This is a genomic window from Spinactinospora alkalitolerans, assembly GCF_013408795.1.
Taxonomy (GTDB): domain Bacteria; phylum Actinomycetota; class Actinomycetes; order Streptosporangiales; family Streptosporangiaceae; genus Spinactinospora; species Spinactinospora alkalitolerans.
The window spans coordinates 5,978,128-6,003,983 of sequence record NZ_JACCCC010000001.1 but is presented as its reverse complement, the minus strand read 5'-3'; the positions used below and the strand labels follow the sequence as shown (position 1 = coordinate 6,003,983).

At 73.5% G+C, this 25,856-nt stretch carries 20 protein-coding genes; 10 read left to right on the top strand and 10 right to left on the bottom strand.

Annotated features, from left to right (window positions below; all coding sequences use genetic code 11):
* Positions 1 to 83 precede the first annotated feature (83 nt).
* From HDA32_RS26845 to HDA32_RS26830, 4 genes are all read left to right on the top strand, one after another.
* Positions 84 to 1,130: a zinc-dependent alcohol dehydrogenase gene (locus HDA32_RS26845; protein ID WP_179645801.1), complete on the top strand. Its 1,047-nt coding sequence runs from the start codon at positions 84 to 86 to the stop codon at positions 1,128 to 1,130.
* A 5-nt stretch (positions 1,131 to 1,135) separates the two neighbouring features.
* On the top strand, positions 1,136 to 1,954 hold the full coding sequence (locus HDA32_RS26840; RefSeq protein WP_179645800.1) for a sugar phosphate isomerase/epimerase family protein: 819 nt from the start codon (positions 1,136 to 1,138) through the stop codon (positions 1,952 to 1,954).
* On the top strand, positions 1,951 to 3,441 hold the full coding sequence (locus HDA32_RS26835) for an MGH1-like glycoside hydrolase domain-containing protein (protein WP_218882612.1): 1,491 nt from the start codon (positions 1,951 to 1,953) through the stop codon (positions 3,439 to 3,441). Before HDA32_RS26840 ends, HDA32_RS26835 begins: the two co-directional genes overlap by 4 nt.
* Before the next feature lie 62 nt (positions 3,442 to 3,503).
* Complete coding sequence (locus HDA32_RS26830) at positions 3,504 to 5,540, top strand: amylo-alpha-1,6-glucosidase (protein WP_179645799.1); 2,037 nt, start codon at positions 3,504 to 3,506, stop codon at positions 5,538 to 5,540.
* 276 nt (positions 5,541 to 5,816) lie between these two features.
* Here HDA32_RS26830 and HDA32_RS26825 read toward each other — a convergent pair whose 3' ends face one another.
* The 3 genes from HDA32_RS26825 to HDA32_RS26815 form a co-directional block, all read right to left on the bottom strand.
* Positions 5,817 to 6,065: a DUF2795 domain-containing protein gene (locus tag HDA32_RS26825; protein ID WP_179645798.1), complete on the bottom strand. Its 249-nt coding sequence runs from the start codon at positions 6,063 to 6,065 to the stop codon at positions 5,817 to 5,819.
* A gap of 1,827 nt (positions 6,066 to 7,892) precedes the next feature.
* Complete coding sequence (locus HDA32_RS26820) at positions 7,893 to 9,506, bottom strand: amidohydrolase (RefSeq protein WP_179645797.1); 1,614 nt, start codon at positions 9,504 to 9,506, stop codon at positions 7,893 to 7,895.
* 114 nt (positions 9,507 to 9,620) lie between these two features.
* On the bottom strand, positions 9,621 to 10,940 hold the full coding sequence (locus HDA32_RS26815; protein ID WP_179645796.1) for an MFS transporter: 1,320 nt from the start codon (positions 10,938 to 10,940) through the stop codon (positions 9,621 to 9,623).
* A 289-nt stretch (positions 10,941 to 11,229) separates the two neighbouring features.
* Between HDA32_RS26815 and HDA32_RS26810 the strand changes: the two genes are divergently transcribed.
* The 3 genes from HDA32_RS26810 to HDA32_RS30335 all read left to right on the top strand — a co-directional run bounded on the left by HDA32_RS26810 (position 11,230) and on the right by HDA32_RS30335 (position 13,864).
* The gene (locus tag HDA32_RS26810) at positions 11,230 to 12,756 is read left to right on the top strand and encodes a PucR family transcriptional regulator ligand-binding domain-containing protein (RefSeq protein ID WP_179645795.1); all 1,527 of its coding nucleotides are present in this window, start codon (positions 11,230 to 11,232) and stop codon (positions 12,754 to 12,756) included.
* Positions 12,757 to 13,226: 470 nt separating this feature from the next.
* Entirely contained in the window at positions 13,227 to 13,682 is a 456-nt protein-coding gene (locus tag HDA32_RS26805) for a VOC family protein (RefSeq protein ID WP_179645794.1), read from the top strand.
* A complete protein-coding gene (locus tag HDA32_RS30335; RefSeq protein WP_218882611.1) occupies positions 13,679 to 13,864 on the top strand; it encodes a hypothetical protein in 186 nt (61 codons plus the stop codon). Before HDA32_RS26805 ends, HDA32_RS30335 begins: the two co-directional genes overlap by 4 nt.
* Positions 13,865 to 14,371: 507 nt before the next feature.
* Here HDA32_RS30335 and HDA32_RS26795 read toward each other — a convergent pair.
* From HDA32_RS26795 to HDA32_RS26785, 3 genes are all read right to left on the bottom strand, one after another.
* Positions 14,372 to 15,004: a maleylpyruvate isomerase family mycothiol-dependent enzyme gene (locus tag HDA32_RS26795; protein ID WP_179645793.1), complete on the bottom strand. Its 633-nt coding sequence runs from the start codon at positions 15,002 to 15,004 to the stop codon at positions 14,372 to 14,374.
* A gap of 105 nt (positions 15,005 to 15,109) precedes the next feature.
* Positions 15,110 to 16,489, bottom strand: coding sequence for a sodium/glutamate symporter (locus HDA32_RS26790; protein WP_179645792.1), 1,380 nt, complete (start codon positions 16,487 to 16,489; stop codon positions 15,110 to 15,112).
* A 112-nt stretch (positions 16,490 to 16,601) separates the two neighbouring features.
* On the bottom strand, positions 16,602 to 17,735 hold the full coding sequence (locus HDA32_RS26785) for an NAD(P)/FAD-dependent oxidoreductase (RefSeq protein ID WP_179645791.1): 1,134 nt from the start codon (positions 17,733 to 17,735) through the stop codon (positions 16,602 to 16,604).
* 75 nt (positions 17,736 to 17,810) lie between these two features.
* Here HDA32_RS26785 and HDA32_RS26780 point away from each other — a divergent pair, with 75 nt between their 5' ends.
* A complete protein-coding gene (locus HDA32_RS26780) occupies positions 17,811 to 18,734 on the top strand; it encodes a MurR/RpiR family transcriptional regulator (RefSeq protein ID WP_179645790.1) in 924 nt (307 codons plus the stop codon).
* A 229-nt stretch (positions 18,735 to 18,963) separates the two neighbouring features.
* Here HDA32_RS26780 and HDA32_RS26775 read toward each other — a convergent pair whose 3' ends face one another.
* Positions 18,964 to 19,119 (bottom strand): hypothetical protein, encoded by a 156-nt coding sequence (locus HDA32_RS26775; RefSeq protein ID WP_179645789.1) that lies wholly within the window; start codon positions 19,117 to 19,119, stop codon positions 18,964 to 18,966.
* A 218-nt stretch (positions 19,120 to 19,337) separates the two neighbouring features.
* Complete coding sequence (locus HDA32_RS26770) at positions 19,338 to 20,957, bottom strand: amidohydrolase (RefSeq protein ID WP_312863340.1); 1,620 nt, start codon at positions 20,955 to 20,957, stop codon at positions 19,338 to 19,340.
* Between the two features lie 88 nt (positions 20,958 to 21,045).
* Between HDA32_RS26770 and HDA32_RS26765 the strand changes: the two genes are divergently transcribed.
* Both HDA32_RS26765 and HDA32_RS26760 read left to right on the top strand, forming a co-directional pair.
* Complete coding sequence (locus tag HDA32_RS26765) at positions 21,046 to 22,521, top strand: APC family permease (RefSeq protein WP_179645787.1); 1,476 nt, start codon at positions 21,046 to 21,048, stop codon at positions 22,519 to 22,521.
* Between the two features lie 124 nt (positions 22,522 to 22,645).
* Positions 22,646 to 23,272 carry a TetR/AcrR family transcriptional regulator gene (locus tag HDA32_RS26760; RefSeq protein ID WP_179645786.1) on the top strand — a complete coding sequence of 209 codons (627 nt, stop codon included), beginning with the start codon at positions 22,646 to 22,648 and terminating at the stop codon, positions 23,270 to 23,272.
* A 65-nt stretch (positions 23,273 to 23,337) separates the two neighbouring features.
* Here HDA32_RS26760 and HDA32_RS26755 read toward each other — a convergent pair whose 3' ends face one another.
* The gene (locus HDA32_RS26755) at positions 23,338 to 24,600 is read right to left on the bottom strand and encodes an MFS transporter (protein WP_246334499.1); all 1,263 of its coding nucleotides are present in this window, start codon (positions 24,598 to 24,600) and stop codon (positions 23,338 to 23,340) included.
* A gap of 86 nt (positions 24,601 to 24,686) precedes the next feature.
* Entirely contained in the window at positions 24,687 to 25,757 is a 1,071-nt protein-coding gene (locus HDA32_RS26750; RefSeq protein ID WP_179645784.1) for an MBL fold metallo-hydrolase, read from the bottom strand.
* Positions 25,758 to 25,856: the final 99 nt, after the last annotated feature.

Below are 25,856 nucleotides of genomic sequence, written 5' to 3'. Positions count from 1 at the left end.
CGAACCTTTACTGTTTTGATCGCCGCTCACGGTCCGGCGCCAGGCATCGGACCCCGGAGCGGGTCCACCCCCGGGAGCCCCTGTTGGAACGAGTCGTCCAGTTCATCGGACCGCGTCAGGTCGAGGTCGCCGAGTACGAGAGCGCCCCGCTGCCGGCCGGGCACCTCCGGGTGCGCACGCGCTACTCGGGCATCTCCGCCGGCACCGAACTCACGGCCTACCGGGGCACCAACCCCTACCTCACGCGGGCGTGGAACCCGGAGTCGCGGCTGTTCGGCGAGGGCGGCGCCGGCCTGGAGTACCCGGTCGTCGGCTGGGGCTACTCCGAGGTCGGCGACGTCGTCGAGGTCGCGCCCGACGTCGCGGGCGGCCCCGGCGTCCCCGAGGTCGGCGACCCGGTGTGGGGCATCTGGGGGCACCGCAGCGAGGGGACCGTCCCCGCCGCGCGGATGACCGACCACCGGCTGCCCGGCGGGCTCGACCCGCTCTCCGGCGTGTTCGCGCGCGTCGGCGCGATCGCCCTGAACGCGGTCCTCGCCGCCGACATCAACCTCGGCGAGACCGTCGCGGTCTTCGGCCAGGGCGTCATCGGCCTGCTCGCCACCCGCATGGCCGAACTCAGCGGCGCACGGGTCGTCGCCGTCGACGCGCTGGACGCCCGCCTCGACGCGGCCTCCCGGTTCGGGGCCGCGGTCGTCCTCAACGCGCGCACCGACGACGTCGCCGAGCGCGTCCGCGCGTGCACCGGGGGAGCCGGCGCCGACACCGCCATCGAGATCAGCGGCGCCTACCCCGCCCTGCACGAGGCGCTGCGCTCGACCGCCGTGGGCGGCCGCGTGGTCGCCTCCGGCTTCTACCAGGGCGACGGCGCGGGCCTGCGCCTCGGCGAGGAGTTCCACCACAACCGGGTCGAACTCGTCTCCTCCCAGATCGGCGGGGTCCCGTCCAGGCTCGGGGGCCGCTGGACCGTGGACCGCCTCCAGCAGACCTTCCTCGACCTCGTCGCGACCGGGCGGGTCGAGACGAAGTCCCTCGTCAGCCACCAGATGCCGGTCGCCGAGGCCGGTTCGGCCTACCAACTGCTCGATGAGCGGCCCGAAGACGCGCTGCAGATCGTTTTGGAGTTCTGATCACCATGGCCACCGCCGACACCGCGCCCCGCATCGCCTGCCAGGAGCAGCTGCTGCCCGGGGACACCCTCCAGCGGAAATGGGAGTTCGCCGTCGCCGCTGGCTACGACGCCATCGAACTGCGCGGCAAGGGCGACTTCGCGTTCCGCGACCGCCTGCCCGAGCTGCACCGCGCCCGGCGCGACGGCGTCGTGATGGCCACCGTGTGCGTCGAGATGCCGCACTTCTTCGGGGCCTTCGACCCCGACCTGCGCCGCGACGCGATCGAGCAGATGAAGTCCCAGTTGTCCGTCATCGCCGAGATCGGCGGCGTGGGCGCGCAGACCCCGGCCTCCTACGGGATGTTCTCCCGGCGGCTGCCCCCGTTCGAGCCGCCGCGCAGCGAGGCCGAGGACCGCGACGTCCTGCTCGCGGGCCTCGCCGAACTGGGCGAGCACGCCGAGCGGGAGGGCTCCGTGCTGCTCCTGGAGCCGCTCAACCGCTACGAGGACCACATGGTCAACCGTCTCGACCAGGCCGCCGACCTGATCCGCGCGGCCGGTTCGAGCGGCGTGCGGATCGGCATCGACAGCTACCACATGAACATCGAGGAGGCCGACCCCGCCGCAGCGGTGCTCGCCGCCGCGCCCCTCATCGGGCACGTGCAGGTCAGCGACTCCAACCGGTTCCAGCCCGGCGCGGGCCACATCGACTGGCCGGTGTTCCTCGCCGCGCTCGACGCCATCGGCTACGGCGGCCACCTGGCCGTGGAGTGCCGCCTGAGCGGAGACCCGACCACCGCCGTCAGCGGGATCCCGGCCTTCCTCCGCAAGGTCGCCGCATGACCCCCGACCCGACCCTCACCGAGGCCGCCGAGGTCGGCGGGGCCGTGGGAGCGGTGCCCGCCGAGCCCGCCCGGACCGGGGCCGCCGGGACCGCGGGTCCCCCCGAGACCTCCGGGGCCACCGGACTCGCCGGGTCCGCCGTCGACGGCGTCGTCGACACCGCCGTCGACACCACTGTCGACACCACTGTCGACGTCGAGCGGCTGCGCCGGGACGCGACGCGGGTCCTCCTGGGCAACTGGACCGGGAGCTCGACCCTGCCCTCGCGCACCCTCTACCCGCACCAGTGGAGCTGGGACTCCGCGTTCATCGCGCTGGGCCTGCGGCACGTCTCGCCGTACCGGGCGCAGCGGGAACTGGAGTCGATGCTGGGCGCGCAGTGGGCCGACGGGCGGTTGCCGCACATCGCGTTCCACCAGGCCACCCCGCACGGCGCGTACTTCCCCGGCCCCGAGTTCTGGCGGTCCGGCGACTCCGGCGCCGGCGCCCCCGCCGGCGTGCCGACCTCGGGCATCGTCCAGCCGCCCGTGCACGCGCTGGCCGCGTGGGAGACCCACCTCGCCGACCCCGAGGAATCGGAACGGCGCGGCTTCCTGGCCCGCGTCCACCCGCGCCTCGCCGCCTGGCACCGCTACCTGTCCAAGCGGCGCGGCCTCGGCGGCCGCGGTCTGGCCGCGATCGTGCACCCGTGGGAGTCGGGCATGGACAACAGTCCGGCCTGGGACGCCCCGCTCGCGCGGGTCGTCCCCGCCCCGGCGGGCACCTTCCAGCGGCGCGACCTCGACCACGCCGACGTGGGAGACCGGCCCACCGACCTCGACTACGGCAGGTACGTCCGGCTCGCCGCCGACTACCGGGACCACGACTACGACGACGGCGCGACGCCGTTCGCGTTCGCGGTCGAGGACCCCTCGTTCAACGCGCTGCTGGTCCTGTCCGAACACGCCCTGGCCCGGATCGCCGAGGTCCTCGACCTCGATCCCGAGCCGCACGAGGCGCGCGCGGCCGAACTCACCGCCGCCATGGTCGGCACGCTCTACGACCCGGACGCGGGGCTCTTCCTGTGCCGCGACCTGATCAACGGCGAACCGATCCGCGAGTACGGCGCCGCCGGGCTGGTGCCGCTGGCCGTGCCGGGGCTGCCGGTGGCCGGTGAGCTGCTGCGCACCGCCCTCGGCGAGCGGTTCCGGGTCGGCCGGGTGCACCTGGTGCCCAGCTACGACCTCACCGGGCACGCCTTCGAGCCGGGCCGGTACTGGCGCGGGCCCGGCTGGTTCAACGTGTCCTGGCTGGTCCACCGGGGGCTGATCCGACACGGCGCGGTCGGGCAGGCCGCGGCGCTGCGCGCGTCCATGCTCGCCTCGGCCGCGCGCACGGGCTTCGCCGAGTACGTCGACCCCCACAGCGGCGAAGGCCACGGCTCCCGCGACTTCAGCTGGACCGCCGCCACGACCCTCGACCTGCTCGCCGAAGGCGAGAGCCGCTGACCGGCCTTCCTCCCCCTCCACCGGATACACACGAGATGTCGACTCGGCGGCAAGGAGACCTGATGACGGATCGACGGGTACTGGTCCGCCGGGGCGTGTTCGCCGCGGTGGACGGGAACGGCGACGTCCACGGCACCGGCGGCGCCGCGCCCGACGGCCTCTTCGCGCGCGACGCCCGCCACCTGAGCCTGTGGCGGATCGAGGTGGACGGCGCCGAACTCACCCCGTTGACGCAGGGCGTGCTGGTGCCTCCGGGCACCCGCGACGAGCCGCCCGCCCACGTGGTCATGCGCGACCAGGCGGTGGGCGCCTTCGGGCTCGCCGAGCGGGTGCGCGTCGTCAACCACGGGGACGCGCCCCGCACCGTGCGCGTCCGCTACCTGGTGGACGCCGACTTCGCCGACCAGTTCGAGCTGCGCGCCGACGACCGCCGCTACGCCAAGCCCGGCGCCCGGCGCAGCCGCGAGGCCACGGCGGACGGTTTCGCGTTCACCTACCGCCGCGGCGACGACTGGCTCGCCAGGACCGTCGTGGCCGCGGACCCGGCCCCCGACGAGATCACGGTCCCGGGCGAGGCCGCGCCCCCGGACGCGGACACGTCCCCGGACGCGGCCGCATCTCCGGACGAGGCCGCGACCGGTTCACGGCACTGCACCGCCGAGTGGACCCTGCACCTGCCCGCGCACGGTTCGGCCGCGCTTACGCTCAACGTGCGCGCGCTGCCGTCCGGCGGCGGAGCCACCGGAGAAGGCGAAGGCGCACCGGTCATCCCGCCCTCCGCCGTAACGCGGGAGGTGACCGCCGAGACCGAGGCGTTCATGTTCGCCGAACCGCGCCCCCGGGACCGCGCCGACTTCACCGTTCCCGCCGTTCCCGCCGATCTCGCCGATTCCGCCGACCTCGTCCGGGCCTGCGAGCAGGGGCTGGCCGACCTCGTCGACCTGCGGGTGCCCGCGACCGGCCCCGGCGGCGAGCCGCTGCTGGTCCCCGGCGCGGGCGTGCCCTGGTTCCTGACCCTGTTCGGTCGGGACTCGCTGCTGACCTCGCTGTTCACGCTGCCGTTCCGATCGGGGCCGGCCGCCGCCGTGCTCCCCGCGCTCGCCGCCGTGCAGGGGAGCGGGTACGACCCCGCGCGGATCGAGCAGCCGGGCAAGATCGTGCACGAGGTGCGGCACGGCGAACTGGCCCACTTCCGCCAGGTCCCCTACGGCCGCTACTACGGCGCGGTGGACGCCACCCCGCTGTTCCTTGTGCTGCTGCACGCCTACACCGAGGCCACCGGCGACCGGTCGATCGCGGAGGCGCTGGAACCCAACGCCCGCGCGGCCGTGGACTGGCTGCTGGGCGACGGCGGCCTGGAGGAGCACGGCTACCTGGTCTACACGCCCGACCCGTCGGGGCTGGTCAACCAGTGCTGGAAGGACTCGGCGGGCGCGATCTGCTTCCCCGACGGCAGGCAGGCGGACGGGCCGATCGCGGTGTGCGAGGCGCAGGGGTACGCGTTCGACGCGCTACGCCGCACAGCAGACCTGGCCGAGCGGGTGTGGGGCGACCCGGCCTACGCGCACCGACTGGAAGGTGTCGCCGAGCGCCTGCGCGCGGACTTCCACCGGGACTTCCCCGTCGCGGCCGAGGGCGGGTTCCCCGCGCTGGCGCTGGACGGCGAAGGGCGACAAGTCGACGTGCTCGCCTCCAACGCCGGGCACCTCCTGTGGTCCGGGCTGCTCGACGCCGAGCTGGGGGCGGCGGTCGGCCGCCGGCTGGTGCGGCCGGACTTCTTCTCCGGGTGGGGCGTGCGCACCCTGGCGTCGGGGCAGGCACCCTACCACCCGCTCAGCTATCACCGGGGCAGCATCTGGCCGCACGACAACGCCGTGATCGTGGCGGGGTTGGCGCGGTACGGCCTGCACCAGGAAGCGGCCCTGGTCACTCGGGGCCTGGTCGACGCGGCGGCCCGGCACGGCCACCGGCTCCCGGAGGTGCTGGCGGGCTACTCGCGCGACGAGCACCCGACCCCGGTGCCCTACCCGCACGCCTGCTCCCCGCAGGCCTGGTCCACGACGACCCCGCTGGCCCTGCTGACGGCGATGGGAGGTTGACCTTCCCTCCCGTCTGCGGAGGCAGGGCGTTCGAGACTCACCGGATGGGACCTGGTGTTCCGAGCCGTTGAGCCGATGCGCACTTCAGTGGAGGAATGCGCTCATATCGCCGCGGACCACAACGGCGAGTGGCGAGGCTGCGGAGCGTGCGGAGCGGCGCACAGTAGGGGTGCGCGGTCCACAGGCGGCTTTACCACTCACCGCTGCGGTCGGCTGGTCTACAGCGGCTACCCCACCGGTGTCGCCGTCGCCTGGGGCATGACCCACGGCGGCCGGTCAGGCGGACCGGTCGCCGCGGGACCGACCCGCCTCCGGGGCGTCGTCGGCGGCGGTGTCGATCGGGATGAAGCGCAGCACCTGGTCCTCGTCGTAGTACTCGGTCTGCGGCATCGCCCGCAGCGCGCTCACCACCTCGACGTCGGCGCCTTCGCGCTCGACGCGGGCGACGATGTCGTCCTTGCTCGCAGGGAAGCCCATGTCGGCCAGAACCCGGCGGACGGGCTCGATATCGCGCGGTGCGGCCATAGCGGATCCCCCCTCGTGGCTCTGTCGGCTCCACCGAACACCGGCAGGACGGCTGCCCGCGCACCCGCGGTTCAAACCCGCCCCCGCGGCGCGCCCGTCCCGACCGCTCCCTCGCCCGGGGCCGCTGTCGGAGGTCCACTGGGACGAGGCCGAGGCCCGCTGGGACGACGATGCCGAGGTTCGAACGAGCAGCGACGGCAGCAGTCGGCCGGGTCCGCTCGTCGGGCGGCGGGATGGTCTGCGGCCGGAGCCCAGACGGCGGCGACAGCGGGGGACTTGTCCACAGGTTGGTGGGTGGGGGTTGGTTCTGGGTCTTGACAGGGTGAGGGTGGGGTTTACGCGGTTCTGCTGAGTTGGGTGGTCTGCCCCCGGATGGGGCGGGGCTTCGCCCGGTGGATTGGTGGAATGAAGGCGAGGGCTCTGCCGGGCGGCGCGGCTCCGGCCTGGTTGTCGGGCGGCGGGATGGTCTGCGGTCGGGGTGCAGGCGGGCGGCGACGGCCGGGAGCCGGCTGGGCCTGCTGGTCGAGTGGCGGGGTGGTTTGGGGTCGGGGTTTCAGGCGGGCGGCGAGGGCCGGAGCGGGGTTCGGGGTGGTGTGTCGGGTGGCCGGCGGGCCAGGGAGCCGGTTTGGGCCGGGGGCCGGTTCGGGCGGGGCGGGATGGTCACGGGTGCCGCTCCAGGAGTTTGGTCTAGACCAATCAGGGGAGGCGGAGGGGTGCCGCCGGGGCTGCGCCTGGTCAGAGACCCGGGCGTGGCGGGCGGGCCCGCCGGGACCGGCCCGCGCGCAACGAGACTGCTGCCGTGAGCGCCGCCAAGCGTCACCAGAGCGGTGTCGTTGCCCGATCCGACCACCCAAAAGCGGCAAAACCGACATTGCGCCGCGCGCACTCGACCGGTCCGGTGATTTTGTCCCGCATCCCGGAAGTCTCCTTACGTGAAGCGGATCGCGGCCTTGCCTCCCTCCCCGGGAAACAGACAAAAGGGCGCATATCCACCCCGCAGGGTGCGTCTACGCGCGCATCACCCCGCACAAGGCGCTACTGAGCGCCGCCCTCGCACGCCCCCGCCCCTTCCGGACCGCCGAGACAAGCGGGAAGAACCGCCACCCCCGACAGACCCAACACCCGACCAGCAGACCCAGCCCACTCCCGGCCCTCGCCGCCCGCCTGCACCCCGACCCCAAACCACCCCGCCACCCGACCAGCAGGCCCGGTCCGTTCCCGTCCTCGCCGCCCGTCTGAGCCTCAGCCCCAGCCCATCCCACTGCCCGACCAGCAGGCCCAGCCGGCTCCCGGCCCTCGCCGCCGGTCTGCACCCCGACCCCAGACCACCCAGTCGCTCAACAAGCAGCCCGAACCGACTCCCGGCCGTCGCCGCCCGCCTGCACCCCGACCGCAGACCATCCCGCCACCCGGCAACCAGGCCGAAGCCGCGCCGCCCGGCAGAGCCCTCGCCTTCATTCCACCAATCCACCGGGCGAAGCCCCGCCCCATCCGGGGGCAGACCACCCAACTCAGCAGAACCGCGTAAACCCCACCCTCACCCTGTCAAGACCCAGAGCCAACCCCCACCCACCAACCTGTGGACAACCCCATTCCCACACCTATAGGTGGCCGCCACTTTCATGGAGAGCAGGGGCGGAGAGGACGCGCCGGACGTCGACTACGGCCGTCCGGCCTGGTCCGAAGTCGCCGGCATCACGGCGCTGGCCGTGCGGCTGAACCTGGGGACGTCGGTGCGGCGCCCCGCCCGGCCCGGTAACGCCCTGCCCGGCTCTGTGGGACGCCGCGGGCCGCTCCGCGCCGGGGGTCCGGTGGGGCGGCGGGGCGTTACCGGGCGTCGTGGGCGATCTCGCCGTCGAGGACGGTGACCCAGGCCGATCCCTCGCTGAGCAGGTCCGCCGGTGTGGCCTCGATGTCGCGGTCCAGGATGACGACGTCGGCGAGCTTGCCGCGGGCCAGGGAGCCGATGCGGTCCTCCATGCCGAGCGCGTGGGCGGCGTCGAGGGTGTGCATGCGCAGCGCCTCGTGCAGGGTGACGGCCTGGTCGGCGCCGATCTCGGCGCCCTCCCGGGTCAGCCGGCGCACGGCGTTGGCGATGGTGTCGAGCGGGCGCAGGCTGGAGACGAAGGAATCGCTGGACAGGACCGGCCGCAGGCCGAGGTCGAGCTCCTCCCGCATCGGCTGCAGCCGGTGCGCCCGGTCGCCCAGGCGGCGCAGGAAGTCGCCGCCGCTGTCGTGCAGGAAGTTCGGCTGGTTCACCGGGATCACCCCGTAGTCGGTGAACCGCTTGGCCTGCTCGGGGGTGGGGTAGCCGCAGTGCTCGATGCGCGGCCGGGGGTCGGGCCCGCTGACCCGGGCGGCCGCGGCGATCGCGTCGAGTGTGTGCTCCATCGCGTAGTCGCCCTGGGTGTGGACGGCGACCTGCCAGCCCTCCCCGGCCGCGCGGGCGACGAGGGTGCGCAGCTGCTCGGGCTCCCAGTACATGGAGCCGGTGAACTGGTCGTGCTCGCCGTAGGGCCGGGTGAACTTGGCGGTCCCGCCCAGCAGGGTGCCGTCGGAGTAGAACTTCATCGCCCCCAGGCGCAGCCAGTCGTCGCCGAACGGCCCGGCCAGGCCGATCGCGGCGAGTTCGTCGAGCTGGTGCGACAGCGGCATGCCCACGGTGCGCACCGGCAGGGTGCCGGCGGCCCGCGCCGCGCGGTAGGTGCGCAGTTCCCGCTTTGACACCTGCGGGTCGCAGATCGTGGTCAGCCCGGCTGAGAGGAAGGGGGTGCGGGCGTCGGCCAGCCAGCCCAGGAGCTGCTCGGCGGGCAGGTCGGTGTGGAAGTTGGGGCCGTGGCAGCCGATGTCCACGGCGAGCGGGAGGAGCAGCTCCATCGCCGAGTCCACCACCATGCCGGTGAGCCGGCCGCCCTCGTCGCGCAGCAGCGCGCCGCCGGCCGGGTCGGTGACGTCCTCGGAGATGCCGCGCCACTGCAGCGCCGCGGTGTTCACCGCGGCCTGGTGCCCGGAGACGTGGTAGACGATCACCGGGTGCTCGGTGGTGGCCTCGTCCAGGGCCTGCCGGGTCGGGCGGCCCTCCGGGTACTTGGCGTCGTCCATGCCGAACGCGCGGATCCACTGGCCGGAGGGGGTGCGCGCGGCCTCGTCGGCGACGGCGGCGACGAGGCCGGCGACACTGGCCACCACCGGGTAGCGGGCGTCGACCGCCGCCAGCGACTCCGCGGTGGACAGCAGGTGGTTGTGGGGGTCGATGAACCCGGGCAGGACGGTGCGCCCGCCGGCGTCGATCTCCCGGGCGCCCGGGCCCGCTGCGGCGCGGGCGCCCGCCTCGTCCGACACCTCCAGGACCCGCCCGTCGGCGATGGCCAGGGCCGTGGCTCTCGGCGCCGCGTCGTCCATGGTCAGGACCTTGGCGTTGTGGATGAGAAGAGCGGACACGGTCGAAAAACCTCCTGGGGGTCGTGGGGCGGTGGGCGGTCTTCCCGGCGACCTCGACGTTGCGCGCCCCGGACCGGCGGTTTCAGCGTGCACGACGTCGAGGTCGGCGCGTCGTCAGGCGGAAGCGATCTCCTCCAGGACCTTGTCGTCGTCGTAGCTGGGCGCCTTGAGCAGGCAGAAGATGCTGAGCAGCGACATCGCGACGAGCAGGGCCGCGACCGGGTAGATGCTGCCGGTGGCGGAGAGCAGCGCGGTGCAGGTGATCGGCGCCAGCCCGCCGAACAGCGCCCCCGCCACCTGGTAGGCCAGCGACACGCTGGTGTAGCGGACCTTGGGCGCGAACATCTGGGACAGGATCCGGGCGATGGGCCCGTAGGTGGCGGCCATGGCCAGCCGCATGACCGACACCGAGACGAAGACCATCACGGTGCCCCAGCTCATCGCGAGGAACTGCGGGACGGCCAGGACCGCGACGGCCAGCAGGCCGATGATCACGATGCGCCTGGTGCCGACACGGTCGCCCAGCCACGACACGCCCAGTGTCGCGACGAGTTCGATGAACGCCGCCGCCGAGAGCGCGTTCAGGATGACCTGCGTGCTGACGCCGGCCTCGGTGGTGGCGTAGGCCTGCAGGAACGTGGTCACGATGTAGTAGCCGCCGACGGCGACCGGGAGCGCGCCGAGGCCGAGGAGCAGCGTCCGCCACGACGTGCGCACCGCCTCGCGCAGCGGGGCCTCCCGGGGCGCGGCCGCCGCCTGCTCGTGTACGGCGCTGAACACCGGGGACTCCTCGACCTTCAGCCGGATGAACAGGCCCACCAGCACCAGGACGATCGAGGCGAGGAACGGCAGCCGCCAGCCCCACTCCTGCAGGAACGGGTCGCCGCCGAACGCCGTGATCAGGCTGAACGACCCGGTGGCCAGCAGCGCGCCCGCGGGGTTGCCCAACTGGGCGAAGGAGCCGTAGAAGGTCTTGCTTCTGCGCGGCGCGTGCTCGACGGCCATGAGGACGGCCCCGCCCCACTCGCCGCCCACGGCGATGCCCTGGACGAAGCGCAGCACCACCAGCGCCAGCGGCGCCCAGAACCCGGCCTGGGCGTAGGTGGGCAGCAGGCCGACGGCGAACGTCGCCGTCCCCATCATCAGCAGGGTGGTGACGAGGGCGGACTTGCGTCCGAGGCGGTCGCCGAAGTGCCCGAAGACGATGCCGCCCACGGGCCGGGCGAAGAACCCGACGGAGAACGTCGCGAACGACGCCATCAGCCCGATCATTGGGTCGGTGCCCTCGGGGAAGAACTGGGTGCCGAAGACGAGTGCGGCGGCGGTGGCGTAGACGTAGAAGTCGAACCACTCGATGGTGGTGCCGACGAACGCCGCGATCGCCGCGCGCGCGGGGTGCGGGCGGGCGGAGGCCTGCGGTGTGCGCTCTGACATGGCTGCTCCGTGCGTGTTCGGTGGCGGGGGATGACGGGCCGCCGCTCTCGGCGGTCCCTGTACTCGGCCCTGACCTGCGGTTGGCGAAGATCTTGTGGTGACGGTAGACACGATCCGCGCCGGACATGAACGACACTGGTGACAGTCTCAGCCGTTACACGTGTGCGGTTCGCACACCATGCCGCGCACCGCACACACCATGCCGCGCACCGCACACACCATGCCGCGCACCGCGCACCACCGCGTCGCGCACCGCGCACCGCACCGCCGAAGGCCGAGGGAGGGCTCCATGGCGCTCACTGTCGGAGGTCTCGTCGAGCTGCCCGGACTGCAGGTCCGGGTGGTCGCGGGCCGCTCGGGGCTGGGCAGGGAGGTCCGCTGGGCGCACGTCACGGAGCTGGCCGACCCCGTCCCCTGGCTGCGCGGCGGCGAACTCGTCCTCACCGTCGGCCTGGGGATCGGCGCGAGCGAGCACGAGCAGCGGGAGTACGTGCACCGGCTGTTCGACGCGGGCTGCGCCGGGCTGGGTTTCGCCTTGGACACCTGGATCGAGCGCATCCCGCCGGTGGTGCCCCGGGTCGCCGAGGAACTCGGTTTCCCGCTGTTGCAGGTCGAAGGGGAGACGCCGTTCATCGCGGTCGTCGAGGCGGTCGCCGACCACCACGCCCGGGCCAGGCTCCGCGAGCAGCAGCGGGTGCTCACCGCCCAGGACGCGATGGTCAGGGCCGCGCTGCGCGCCGGATTCCGCGGCGTCCTGCACGAACTCGCCGGCGCCACCGAGGGCGACGCGGTGCTCCTCGACCCCAACGGGATGATCAGGGAGACCTCGGCGCAGGCCGAGCGGCCGTGGCACGCCGCCGTCCGGACGGCCGCCACCAGCGGGGCCCGCCCGCACGGCATGACGGTGTTCCAGGACGGCGACGCGGCGGTGCTGATGCAGAGTCTCGGCATGAGCGGCAACGCGCTGGGCTGGCTCGCCCTGCGGTGCGCCTCCCCGGTGTCGTCGCACACCCGCGTGCTGGCCAACCACGCGGCGTCGCTGCTCGCCGTCGACCTGCAGCGGTCGCGGGCGGCGCGCCGCGAACGCAACCGCGGGCGCGCCCGTTCGCTCGCGCTGCTCCTCGACGACGCCGCGCCCGCGCACCTCGCCGAGCACGCGCCGGCGCTGCTGGCGCTCCCCGCGGCGCCGTACGAGGTCGCCGCCTACCCGGCGCGGCGCCCTGAGGACCTGCTGGACCCGGCGGCCGACGCCGTCCACGACCTGATGGGCGACACCGCCGCGGCCGAGCGGACCGCCGTGTGCGCGGTCCCCGGCGCGCTCGTCGCCGTACTGCCCGAGTTCGCCGAGGCGCGGCCGAGGCTGGGCGAGCGGCTGCTGGAGGCGCTGCGCGGCGCGGCGCACGGGCCGGACCGCGCCGGTGCCTGCGCCGCCCGCGACGCGGCGGAGCTGCGGACAGCGGCCCTGCGCGCGCAGCGGGCGGCCGCCGTCGGGCCGGGCTACCACCACGCCGACGACGTCGACGCGTGGTCGCTGCTGCGCCGTTCCATCCCCCGGGCCGCCGCGGAGGAGTTCACCACCAGGGTGCTGGGCCGGCTGCGCGAGCACGACGAGCGCAACGGCAGCGCGCTCCTGGTGTCGCTGCGCCGCTACCTGGAGCGCGACGCCAACATCGAGGCCGCGGCCCGCGACCTCGGCGTGCACCGCAACACCCTGCGCACCCGGCTGCGCGCGGCCGAACGCGTCTCCGGGACCCCCTTGACGGCGCGCCACCGCATGGAGCTCGCCCTCGCCCTGTCCCTGGACGAGGGGTATTGAGGTTTGCGCTGGTTGTGTGGAGGGAGGCGCTCAGATCGTCTGGTCGTGGGGGCGGCGGTGGTGGGGCCGCCGGTGGGCTGCATACTCCCCTACTGCGCGCCGCTCCGCGGGCTCCGCACGACCGCGCATCGGTACCGGGGTTCGCGTTGGCTGTGCGGGGCTGTCAGGGGCGGACCGCCGGTGAGTAGGCGGCCCAGGCCTGCTGTGCGGCCTTGCGGCCGGCCGCACAGAACCGCCCCTTTTGCGGTGATCTTGCTCCTGGAGTCATGTCGGGCCCTGAACATGACCACAGGAGCAAGATCGCGCCAAAGCAGGCCCGGTACGCACGTTCGCCGGCGGTCCGATCCCGGCCAACTCGTGCGGACTCCGGCGAATCGGCCGTTCCGCCCTATAGCGTCGGGCGGGGGTGGAGACCCGCCCCCTCCCGAGCCCCTCGGACACCCGGCCGACCCGGAAGCGGTGATGCAGCGATGACGGCCTTCTACCACGTCTGCTTCGCGGTGCCCGACCTCGAAGCGGCGATGCGGGACCTGCGCGGCGCGGCCGGGGTCGAATGGAGCGAGCCCAAGCGGGACCGGCTCGCGGAGTGGGACTACCGGATCGTGTTCACCCGGGGCGGGCCGCCCTTCATCGAACTGATCGAAGGCCCCGCGGGCAGCCCCTGGGACGCGTCGGACGGTCCGCGCTTCGACCACCTCGGCTACTGGTCGGACTCCGTGGAGGCGGGATCGCGGCGCCTCGCCGACCAGGGGATGGCCGAGGACTTCTCCGGCTGCCCCTACGGGCGCCCGTTCGCCTACCACCGGGTGGACAGCATCGGGGCCCGCGTCGAACTCGTCGACGCCGCCCGGCAGCCGGGCTTCCTCGCGAACTGGCACCCCGGCGGGGACGCGATGCCCGCCATCAGCGAGAAAGGCGGTCGATGAACCAGGACACCGCACCGGTCGCGCTGGTCACCGGCGGTTCGACCGGCATCGGCGCCGCGACCGTGCACCGGCTCCTGCTCAAGGGGCACCGCGTCGCCGACAGCATCGCCTGGGTCCTGGACCAGCCCGAGGGCGTCGACGTCAACCACGTCCTCGTGCGCCCCACCGGCCAGGCCGGCTGACGACGGCGGCGGCTTCCACACGCATCTCGACGGTCCCCAAGGTCTAGTGCGCCGAGTCGCTGATTCGGTGAATTCCGTCGTGCCGGGGGAGGGCGCTCAGACCATCAGAACCGCAGCGGTGAGTGGCGGCGCTGCCTGACGACCGCGTACTCCTCATCGGGGCGGTTCGCGGTTTCCCCGATGCGGTTCCCGCGGCGGCTGACGATCTCGGTGTCAGCGCTGCGCAACGGAGACGGGACCAAGAACCACGCAGCGTCCCCTTCCGTGTAGCGCTCATTCCCGTACAGCCAGGCCCTTTTGGTCCCGTGCGACTGGCGGTCGAGGTGCCTCGCGATCTTCAGCCGCGGCGGAGCCCCGTCGCGCGGTCGTGCGGAGCCTGCGGAGCAGCCGCGCAGCAGGGGAGTGCGCGGTCCGCAGGCGGCCTTGCCGATGCCGCCTGGACGATCCGATGATCTGAGCGCTCTCCCCCACCGGAGTCCACGCCATCGTCGCAGCAACCCCACAACCTCAAGACCGGCGGGTGAGTTCCGCTGTGCCGGGGCCTGTGAGGCGGGGGAGGGCGGCGGCGGTCCGGCCGGTGACCAGCAGTAGGAGCGCCTCGATGGGGCCGGTGACCTCGGGGCCCTCCCCCTTCGCCCACGGGACGTCGGTGGCCACCAGGCGCAGGCCCCGCAGCCTGCGGCGGTGGAAGAAGAGCGGGGCCAGCGCCCAGGCCCGGTCGGCCGAGACGCGGGCGGCGGTCAGGGGCATCGCGCGGTGCCGACCGAGCGGCAGGGCGATGTCCTGGCCGTGCACGAGGACGTCCAGGAGCGGTTCGCGCGGCGTCGTCCCCGGAGCCAGGCGGCGCAATCCGACGATGCCCCGCAGGTCCGCGACCAGCTCCCCGGTCGGGCGGGCGGCCTTGCGCCGGGCGGTCTCGCGGACCATCCGGTTGTAGCCGCCGCGCGCCCGGGCCAGCTCCACCAGCGCGGAACCCAGGGTGAACTCGGGCGCCATGCTCAGGTGTGCGGCGACGTCGCGCACCCGCCAGTCGGCGCAGAGCGAGGGGTGCTCCCACTCCTCGGGCGCCAGCCCTTCGAGTAGGCCGGCCAGTGCGAGCCGTTCGGCGTCGATGGTCTGCCATACCTCGTCGCGATCCATACCGGCCCCCGCCTCCGCGATCGGCACGATGCTCTGACCAGGGTAATCGGCCTCTCCGGCCCTTGTCAGCGCATCCCGCCCCGGCCGCCGCCGTCCGGCGCGGCGTCAGACCCCCGCCCCGGCGCCGACGCGCGCGGCCGGCCGCTGCCAGATCCGCAGGACGCGGGCCAGGACGTAGACCGCGAGCGCCGCCGCGACCCCGCCGACCCCCAGCGCCCACGGGCCGTAGTTCACCGCGATCAGCGGCAGGACCGCCGTCAGCAGGCCGCCGCCGGCGATCGGGCTGAAGAACGGCGCGCGCAGCGCGTAGGACCGGGCCGCGTCGGTCTTGAGCTCGGGGTCGGCGGAGCGCAGCAGCATCAGCCCGACGGAGGCCACCGCGGTCAGCGACCCGAAGTTGACGATGGAGTGCTCGAACCAGGAGTCGCGGAACATCCGCGGACCGGCCCAGTAGAAGAAGCCGACCGCGATCAGCGAGGCGACGGCGACGAGCACCGTCAGCGGGACGATGTTGTCCAGAACCACCGGCACCGTGATCGAGGCGACCGCGGAGACGACGAGCAGGTCCAGGGCGACCCCCTGGACGGCGCGCAGGCTGCCGGGGTCGACGGCGTCGCCGAGCGGGGTGCGCACGATGACGGCCTGCACGACGGCGCCGCCGATCATCGCCATCGGGAACAGCGGCATGCCGGGCACGACCAGCTCCAGCGCGGACTGCAGCACCCACCCGATGAGGATCGCCGCGGCGACCAGCGCACCGTGGAAGGCCAGGCCGTCGACGAGGTCCCTGTTGAGGGTGACCCTCCCGAGCCCGGAGCGGGACTCCTCCGGCAGGATGTCGGGCGCCGCCGCACCGCGTCCGCCCGCCGTGACGTGGCTGAGGTGGCCGCGCCGGGCTCCGATGTTGATCAGCACCATCCCCACCACGATCCCGAAGATCAGGCCGGCGGTGGCGCAGGCCAGCGCGAGGGCGCCGCCGTCGGCCCAGCCGAGTTCGGAGTACACCGGTCCCATGCCCGCGGCGGTACCGTGCCCGCCGGGCCAGCTCACCTCGACGAGGGTGCCGAACATCGCCCCGACGTCCCAGAAGGGCATCAGCAGCGCGGCGCAGACGAGCATGGGGATCCCGATCATCAGGAAGTCGCCCATGTAGCCGAACAGCAGTTGCGGCGCGATGAGGTGGTAGCTGCGCCGGAGGTTGGGGATGCGCATCCCGATCAGCATCGGGGCGAAGACGACCGCGATCAGCACCCCGGGCAGCCCGGACCAGGTCGCGGTCATGCTCTCGGGGAACAGTCCCGCGCCGTAGGGGCCCAGCGCGGCCCCGAGGACCCCGCCGATCAGGGCGGCGGGGATGAAGAGCCGCCGCAGCGGGGCGATCAGCAGCCGCAGCACGACCCCGGCGAGCACGAGCAGGCCGAGGACGGTGAGGGAGAACAGGAGGGTGTTGACGGCTTCGCCGCTGACTTCGTCTGTCGGGAACATGCCGCTCCTTCGAGCAGTGATCCGGTGCGGGGGAGGACGGCCGCCGTCACGGCCGTCCGGTGGGCCCCGCTCGGCCGGTTCCGTCGGGGCGCGGGCGCGGCGCCCGCGCGGATCAGAACCGGGCGAACGAGAACGGGGCCAGGCTGTCCGGGCGCGCGCCGGTGCGCGCCCAGAACGCGAGGGCTTCGGCCACCGCGGGGGCGATGGCGAACCCGTGTCCGGTCCATCCGGTGCCGACCAGGGCGTTGGCGGTGCCGGGGACGATGTCGACGATCGGGATCTCGTCGGCGCTGCACGACTCGGGGCGCGCGGCGTCGGCGAGGTCGAGTTCGGCGTCGGCGAGTCCGGCGTAGACCTCGGCCGCGGTCTGCAGATTGCCGAGCACGTTCGCCTCGACGGTCTCGCCCCGGCCGAGGCCGGTGTTCCAGCGGCCGCGCCAGCCCCCGCTGACCATGACGCGGCCGTCGGGCAGCGCCTTCAACGACAGCGACCGGTGGTCGTGGCCGATGAGGTGCGACATGGGCGGCGCGGCCTTGGGGACGACGCGCAGCGCCTGGGGGAGGATCCGCCAGACCGGCGGTTCGAGGTCGAACTGGTCGCGCAGCAGGTCGATCGCCCCGGTGTTGTTGAGCAGCAGCAGCGCCTCCCCGACCTCGTGGCGCTCCCCCCGTGCGGTGCGGACGGCGGTGACGCGGTCGCCGGAGCGCTCCACGGCGGTGACGGGGCTGTGCTCCTCGATGGCGGCGCCCCGCTCCCGCGCGGCGGCGGCGAAGGCCCTGGTGGTGGCGGTGTGGTCGGCCGCGCCGTCGAGCGGGCAGTACAGCGCGGCGCGGACCGCGGGGCCGACGTCGGGCTCCAGTTCCAGCAGCCGGTCGCGGTCGAGCACCTCGGTGGGCACTCCGAGGCGGCGCTGCACGTCGGCGTGGACGCGCGCCGCGACCAGTCCGCCCCTGGTCCCGGTGGTCTCCTGTTCGATGAGGGACAGGCCGCCGGTGCGCTCGTAGCCGGTGTCGGCGCCCAGGCGCTCGGCGAGCATGGGCCAGATGCGGTACGCGGCCCGCATCAGGGGGAGCTCGCGCAGGTCGCGCCGGTTGGCGCGGACGCCGCGTCTGCCGAATCCCCCGGAGGCGCCCGAGGCGATCTCGTCGGCTTCGAGGAGGAGCACGTCCTCCCCGGCGTCGGCGAGCAGCCACGCCGCGGCGCATCCGTGGACGCCACCGCCGATAATCACGAATTGGTGTTTCATCAGGCCGGATCCTCGCTGTGTGACCGGTTTCACCTGGAAGAGTAGTGTTCACTTCATGGATGGGTCAATGGCGAAATGAAAACTTCACACGATGAGGGTGGCGGCTTCCGCGACCGGGTGACGGCGCGGATCGACTCGCTGTCCCCGCGCGAGCGCGCGGTCACCGACTTCCTGCTGAACCACCCCTCCGAAGCCGTCACGGCCTCGGCCGCGGAACTCGCCTCCCTGACCGGGACCAGCGACGCCACCGTCGTGCGCACGGCCCGCTCGCTCGGCTACAGCGGACTGCGCGAACTCAAACGCTCGGTCCTCGACATGCTCACGGCGCGCCGCGACCCCGCCCTCGTGCTCGACCAGCGACTGGAGCGCCTCGGCGGCGCGAAGGTCTTCGACCAGGTCCTCGCCGACAGCGCCGACCTGCTGCGCCGACTCCCCGACGTGCTCGACGGCCGGGCGTTCGACGCGGCGGTCCGGCTGATCGAGGACGCCGAGCGCGTCGTCGTCTACGGCATAGGACCGGCCTCCGCGACCGCCCGCTACCTCGCGGTCGAACTCGGCCGGATGGGCCGCCGCTGCGTCGCGGTCGAGGCGACGGGCTTCCGGCTCGCCGACGACCTGCTCGGCATCGGCGGCGGCGACGCGGTGGTCGTGCTGGCGCCGCTGCGGCTCTTCCGGGAGATCGAGGCCCTGCTGGCGCGCGCCGAGGAGGTCGGAGCCCCGGTCGCCGTGGTCACCGAGGCCCTGGGCCCGGCCCTGCGCGACCGGGTGCGCGCGGTCCTCAGCACGCCGCCGTCCACCTCGGGGGCCGCCAGCGAGAACTTCGCGAGCTGGCTGGTGGCGCACGCCATCACCATGGAACTCGCGGCGCGCGACCGCAGCGGCTCGGTCGCGGCGCGCCAGCGGCTCAACCGGCTGCGCCGAGAGATCGCCGGAACCGAGATCGACACCGACGTCGTGGCCGCGGACAGGATGGACGACGGCGCCCCGCCCCCGCCGTGACGGACGGCGCGGACGTCCTCCCGCCGCGCCGATCCTCCGCTCCTCCGCCGGTCTTGGCGTTGTGGGGCCTGAGAGGTCGCCTCATTCGGGTCTCCCGGTGGTCCGGCCGCGTGCCGATCGTGGAGAGCCTGGTGCCGGACCGGTTTACCGCCTGCCGCCGGGATCTCCGATGCCGATCCGCGCGGCGGCCGGGCCTGCGGCTGAATCGCGGGGAACAACCCCCACAACTTCAGGATCGGCGGGTGAGTTCCGCCGTGCCGGGGCCCGCGAGGCGGGGGAGGGCGGCTGCGGTCCGGCCGGTGACCAGGAGCAGGAGCGCCTCGGCGGCGCCCGTGGCCTCGGCGCCCTCCCCGTCTCCCTTCGCCCACGGGACGTCGGTGGCCACCGGGCGCAGGCCCCGAAGCCTGTGGTGCGCGCGGTAGGGGAGGCTCTTCGTCCAGACCCGGTCGGCCGAGGCGCGGGCGGCTCCTTCAAGACCGTGCGCCGCCCGGGAGCCGACGAGGCCGCACAGCGGACCGTTGCCGCCGGTTCGCCGAAGAACCGGGGCCGTCCAACTCTTACGAACCCCACCGAGCGGACCTTCCGGGCGGGCCCTCCGCCCGGTCAGGCGGTGTGCGTGCGGCGGCCGCCGAGCCAGGTGCCCCGCTCGGTGAGGTGCCGGATCGCCGCCGGATCGACCGCGCGCGGGTCGCCGTCCAGCCAGACGAGGTCGGCCTCGGCGCCGATCCGCAGCGACCCCCGGGAGTCCTCGGCCCCGGCCTGGTGGGCGCTTCCCGCCGTGTAGGCGTCCAGCGCCTCCTCCACCGTGAGGCGCTCATGGGGGAGCCACCCCTCCAGGGGCGCGCCGTCGAAGGTGCTGCGGGTCACCGCCACCTGGATCCCGTCCAGGGGACGCTCGCTGCTGACCGGCCAGTCGCTGCCGAAGGACAGGCGGGCGCCGCTGCGCAGCAGCGACTTCATCGGGTACTGCAGCGCCGAACGCCGCCGCCCCAGGCGCGGGATGGTCAGGTCGGTCTGGAGCGGGTCGAGCTGGGCCCAGTAGGGCTCGAAGTTGGCGATCACGCCGAGAGCGGCGAAGCGGGGCAGGTCCGCCGGGTCCACGAGCTGGGTGTGCGCGATCACCGGCCGCCGGTCCCACGCCGGGTTCCGCTCGATCGCGCGCTCGATCGCGTCGAGCGCGTTGCGGATCCCCGCGTCGCCGATGGCGTGGACGTGCACGTGGAACCCGAGCCGGTCGAACGCCGCCACGGCTCCGGCGAGTTCGGCCGCGGGCCACACCGGCATGCCGCAGGAGTGCGGCGCGTCGTCGTAGGGGGCGAGCAGCGCCGCGGTCCCGCCTTCGATCACCCCGTCGGCGAAGAACTTCACGGTGCGCGCGGTGAGCAGGCCCGCCGCCGCCGGGTCCGCCTCGACCTCCGCCCGCAGTCCGGGGAAGCGCGCCAGTTGCTCCTTCCAGTCGGCCGGATCGGCCCGCAGCCCGAGGTCGGCCCGCGTGCTCATGGCGCCGCGCCGCGCCGCTGCGAGGTAGACCCCGACCATGTCGGGGTCGACCCAGGCGTCCTGGAACCAGGTGAGGCCGCACGCGGCGTAGCGCCGCCCCGCGTCGGTCAGCGCGCGCACGCGGTCGTCGAGGGACTTCGGCTCGACGAGGTCGAGGACGAGGTCGACCGCGCCCCACTCGCGCAGCGTGCCCATGGGGGTGCCGTCGGGGCGGCGGACGATCGCGCCGTTCTCCGGGTCGGGTGTGTCCGCCGTGATGCCGGCGCGGCGCATCGCCTCGGTGTTGACCCAGGCGGTGTGGTAGTCGTACGCGCGGAGCACGACCGGCCGGTCCGGCACGACCGCGTCGAGCCAGCGGGCGTCGAACTCGCCGCGCTCCGCGATCGAGGGGTCGTAGCTGCCGCCGACGATCCACTCCGCGTCCGGGTGCTCCGCGGCCCAGCGGCCGACGGACGCCGCGACCAGCTCGGGGGTCTCCAGGTCGCGGATCGGCGGCCCCTGCAGTTCGAGCCCGCCGAAGACGGGGTGGGCGTGGCCGTCGCCGAAGGCGGCGAGCAGGAGGCCGCCGTCCAGGTCCACCACCTCGGCCGCGGCACCGGCCAGCGCCGCCGCCTCGTCTCCGAGCGCCGTGATCCGGCCGCCCGACGCCGCGAGCGCGTGGGTCTCCTCGCTGTCCTTTCCGGTCCAGACCGTTCCCCCGGTCCAGACGGTCACGTCCGGCACGTCGCCACCTCCGACGGTTGACATTGTTTGAACAAGTGTTCAGATTATAGTGATCCGCATCACCAGCGCATCCTCTGGAAGGTCCGATATGGAACACCCCCCGACATCGGCGGCCGACCGGCGGCCGAGCCCCGCCCAGGGCGACGGACTCGGGCGCGGAGCCATCGGAACCGGCGACCTCGTCTTCTTCGTCGTGGCCGCGGCCGCTCCGCTCACGGTCATGGCCGGCGTCGCCCCGCTCGCGATCTCCATCGGCGGTGTCGCCGCCCCCTCCGGCTACCTGCTCGCCGGTGTGCTGCTGCTCCTGTTCGCGGTCGGTTTCACCGCCATGAGCCGGCACATCCGCAACGCGGGCGCGTTCTACGCCTACGTCGGCCGCGGTCTCGGTCGGCGGGCCGGGACGGGCGCCGCGCTGGTCGCCCTGGTCTCCTACAACCTGATCGAGATCGGGCTGCTCGCGGCGTTCGCGTTCTTCACCTCGCAGACGCTGGACTCGCTGTTCGGCGTCGCGATCCCGTGGCAGGTCTGGGCGCTCGTCGGGCTCACCGCGATCGGCCTCCTCGGCTACCTGAAGGTGACGCTGTCGGCGAAGGTCCTCGGCGTCGCGCTGGCCCTCGAAGTGGCGATCCTGCTGGTGTTCGAGGTGGCGCTGATCGCCGGCGGCGGCGGGCCCGGCGGGTTCGACCTCGCCTCGTTCGACCCCGCCAACCTCGCGACCTCGGGCGCGGGCGCGATGTTCGTGCTCACGGTCGGCGCGTTCATCGGCTTCGAGGCCACCGCCATCTACGCGGAGGAGGCACGAGACCCGGAGAGGAGCGTGCCCCGCGCCACCTACCTCGCCGTCGCCTTCCTCGGCCTGTTCTACGCGTTCACGGTCTGGACGTTCGTCGTCGCCTACGGCTCGGACCGGGTGCAGGCCGTGGCGTCGGGAGAGGGCGGCGCCGACATGGTCTTCGCCGCGGCCGCGTCGTTCGCGGGCCCCTGGGCGAGCGGCACGATGCGGGTGCTGATCGTGGTCAGCGCGTTCGCGGCGACGCTGGCCTTCCACAACGCGGCCAACCGCTACCTGTTCGCGCTCGGCCGCGAAGGGGTGCTGCCGAGCGCGCTCGCCCGGGTGGACCGGCGCACCCGGTCGCCGGTGGCCGCGGTGCTCACCCAGTCCGCTTTCGCGCTGGTCGTCCTGGTCGCCGGGATGCTCCTCGGCGCCGACCCCTACAACGACCTGCTGCTGCTCACCAACGGACCGGGGATCCTCGGCATCATGGCCCTGCAGGCCCTGGCCGCCGTCTCCGTCATCGCCTTCTTCCGGCGCGACCGGCGCGGGTTCTCGGCCTGGCGGATCGCGGTCGCACCCGCTGTGGCGGCGGCCGGCCTCGGGGTGCTGTGCGTCCTGGTGGCCGTGAACTTCGAGCTGCTCACCGCGCGCGGGGCCTCAGTGAACGCCGTGCTGATCGCCACGCCCCCCGCCTGCTTCGCCGCCGGATGGGCCGTCGCGGCCCGCATGCGCCGCACCGACCCCCGGCGCTACGCGAGACTGACCACCGTGGACGCCGAGGAGAACTGACCGATGTTCGGCGGTCGGGGGTGGCGGCCGCAGTGCGCGCAGCGTCGGCGGCACAGCGGGTCCGGGCGTGAGGTCCCCCTCGCCCGCGAACGCAGCAGTCGAGATCCGATGAGGACACAGGACCATGGCACGGACGAAGGACCAGGGCCGCAGGCGCCGCCTCCTGATCGACGCGACCATCGCGGTGATCGCGGAGAAGGGCCCCGCGGCCGTCACCGCCCGCGCCATCGCCGGGCGGGCCGGGGTTTCACCGGCCACCGTCATCTACTACTACCCGCAGATGGACGACCTCGTCGCCGCGGTTCGCGACGACGCCGTGGAGCGGTTCTGCGTGCAGCGCGAGCGGATCGCCGACCTCGGCCCGGACGCCCGGTCCGCGCTCGTCCGGCTGGTCGCGGAGGGGCTCCCGACGGGTTCACACGACGCGCTCATCACCGCGATCGTCCAACTGCTCGCCGTCGGACGCCAGGACGAGCGGCACGCGCGGCACGTCACCGAGTTCTGGCTGCGCCAGGTCGACCTGTTCCAGCGGGTGGTGGAGCGAGGCGCGGAGGAGGGGGTCTTCGCCCCCGCACTCCCCGCCCGGCGGGTCGCCGAGCACGTGGTGGCGTTCGAGGACTCCTACGGAATCCACATCATCAGCGGCAACAGGGCGGTCACCCGGGCCTCGGCGCTCCGGCTGATCCACGACTACGCGGAGGCCGTGCTCGACTGCCGGCTGCCCGAGCAGGCCGCCGCCACCGGGCCGTGACCGGCGCTCCGGCCGCGGCGCCGGGACATCGGTCCGCTGCGCTTTCTCGTCCTCGGCGCCGGGCCTCACCTCATCGAGGCCAGATCCCGGGTGCGGCCCTCCCTGGTCAGCAGGATCGCGGCGGCGGCGGCCGCGAAGGCGAGGATCCAGAGGCCGCCGAGGAGCGTCAGGCCGCCGCCCGCAGCGAGCACCAGCCCGGACGCGATCGCGGGGGTGAAGCCGGCGCCGAAGGTCGACGCGCTCTGGTAGGCCAGGGAGGCGCCGGTGTAGCGCATTCGGGTCGGGAACAGCTCCGCGGTGAAGGCGCCGAAGGGCCCGAAGATGACGCCCTGCAGGCCCTGCCCCAGGACCACCGCGGCGGTGAAGCCCCACACGGTGCCGCTCTCCACCAGCCACAGGATCGGGAACGCGCACGCTGCGGCCCCGACCACCCCGGCGAGCATGACCGGCCTGCGCCCGAACCGGTCGCTGAGCCTGGCGCTGAGGATCACCGTGAGGACCATGACGACGGCGGCCGCCGCCTTGGCGTTGAGCACGCCGGTCTTGTCCGCGCCGCTGTCGACCGCGTAGGAGACGGCCCACACCGTGACGATGCCCGCGATGGAGTAGACGCTGGTTCCCGCGATGATCCCCAGGAACAGGTTCTTCGGGTTCTTCGTGAGGACCTCGACCAGCGGGATCTTCTTGGCGTCGGCCGTGGCCTGGAGCTCCTGGAACAGCGGCGTCTCGGCGACCTTGAGGCGGATGACGAGGCCGACGGTGACCAGCACGGCGCTGAGCAGGAACGGGACGCGCCAACCCCAGGAGAGGAACTGGTCGCCGGGCAGGAGCGTGAAGACGCTGACGACCAGGGTGGCCAGGGCGGCACCCGCAGGGGCGCCCATGTTCGCGAAACTGGCGGCGAAGCCCCGCTTCTTCTCCGGGGCGTGTTCCAGCGCGATCAGCATGGCGCCGCCCCACTCGCCGCCGACGGCCAGGCCCTGGACGACGCGCAGCAGGACCAGGAGGACGGGCGCGATGACGCCGATGTCGGCGGTGGTGGGCAGCAGGCCGATCATGCAGGTGGCGACGCCCATGGTCAGCATCGAGACGACCAGGACGTTCTTGCGCCCCACGCGGTCTCCGAAGTGGCCGAAGACCGCCCCGCCCAGCGGCCGGGCGACGTAGCCGGCCGCCAGGGTGCCGAAGGAGGCGAACGCGGCGAAGCCGGGCCCCATGTCCGTGAAGAAGATCTGGTTGAACACGATCGCGGCGGCCGTGGCGTAGAGCAGGAAGTCGTAGTACTCGATGAGGCTGCCGGTGAAGCTGGAGGCGAGGATCCTCCGCATGTTCCTGGTGTTCAGGCTCTCACTGATCACGTTCTGCCGCGGCGGTTCCGGTGTCCGCGGGGTCCGATTGGCTGCAGTCATCGCTTTCACGCCTGTTCTGGTGCTGCGGGGGATGGGGCTTGCCGGCGGGCGAAGGAGATGCTTTCGAGGTCGTCCGGCACGTGAACCGTGCGGTCGAAGGACTTCTCGGCCTGCCGCCAGACGGCGGGGTCGGCCGTGCCCGGCACGAGGTGGTGCAGGGCCAGTGCCCCGGCGCCCGCCCTGGTCGCGATCTCACCGGCCTCGATCGGGCCGGTGTGGGACTTGCGGTGGTGGTCGACGGAGGCCTGGGCGGTCTCCGGCTCCTCGTGCGCGTAGGCCCGATCCACCCAGTCGAAGTCGATCGCCTCGTGCAGGAGGAGATCCGTCCCGGACGCCAGGCGGACGAGGTTGTCGCAGGGCGCGGTGTCCCCGGAGATCGTGACCGAGCCCTCGGCCGTGTCGAAGCGGAAGGCGAAGGCCGGCGCGATCGGGGGGTGCTTCACCAGGGTGGCGGTGACGGTCACGAGCTCGTCGCGGTAGACCTCGAAGGGCTCCGTCTCCGGAGTCGGGTTCTCGTTCGGGTGGAAGCCGGTGCTGCGGGGAACCTCGATGTCCTCGGCCTGGAAGTACGCCAGCGGCGACGGCCGGAGCGAGTCCATGACCCTGTCGTTGATGTCCGTGGAGTACGCGCGCATCAGCGAGTGCACCATCTCCCGGGTGCCCGGGGTCGGATTCTCCGGGAAGAGCGGCTCCGGCCGCCTGCGCGCCCGCGGCGACACCGGAGGGAGGGCTCCCCGGTTGCCGGGTCCAAGAATCCTGATGGGCGGCTGGTTCGGGTCGGTGATGTGCAGGAAGCCGAAGACCGCCACGCCGGCCAAGTCAATGGTGTGGTCCGAGTGCAGGTGAGTGAGGAAGACCCCTCGGATCGACGGGATGCCGATGCCGGCCATCATCAGTTGGCGCCCGACGCCGTGACCCGCGTCCACCAGATAGGCGGCGTCCCCGACGACGACGGCGGTGGCGATACCGGCCCGCTGTCCCTGGGTCGGTCCCTTCCACCAGCGAGGTCCGCCGGCGGTGCCCAGCGTCACGACGTGCGGGTCCACGTCTGCCGCCGGGGCGAGATCGTTCGTCATCGGTCCTCCGAGTCGGGCGCGTAGCGCGGGTCACATCGACTGGACAACCACTATGGCGGGGGGCACAATTTTTGTAAATTTAAAATAAGTCGACATTAA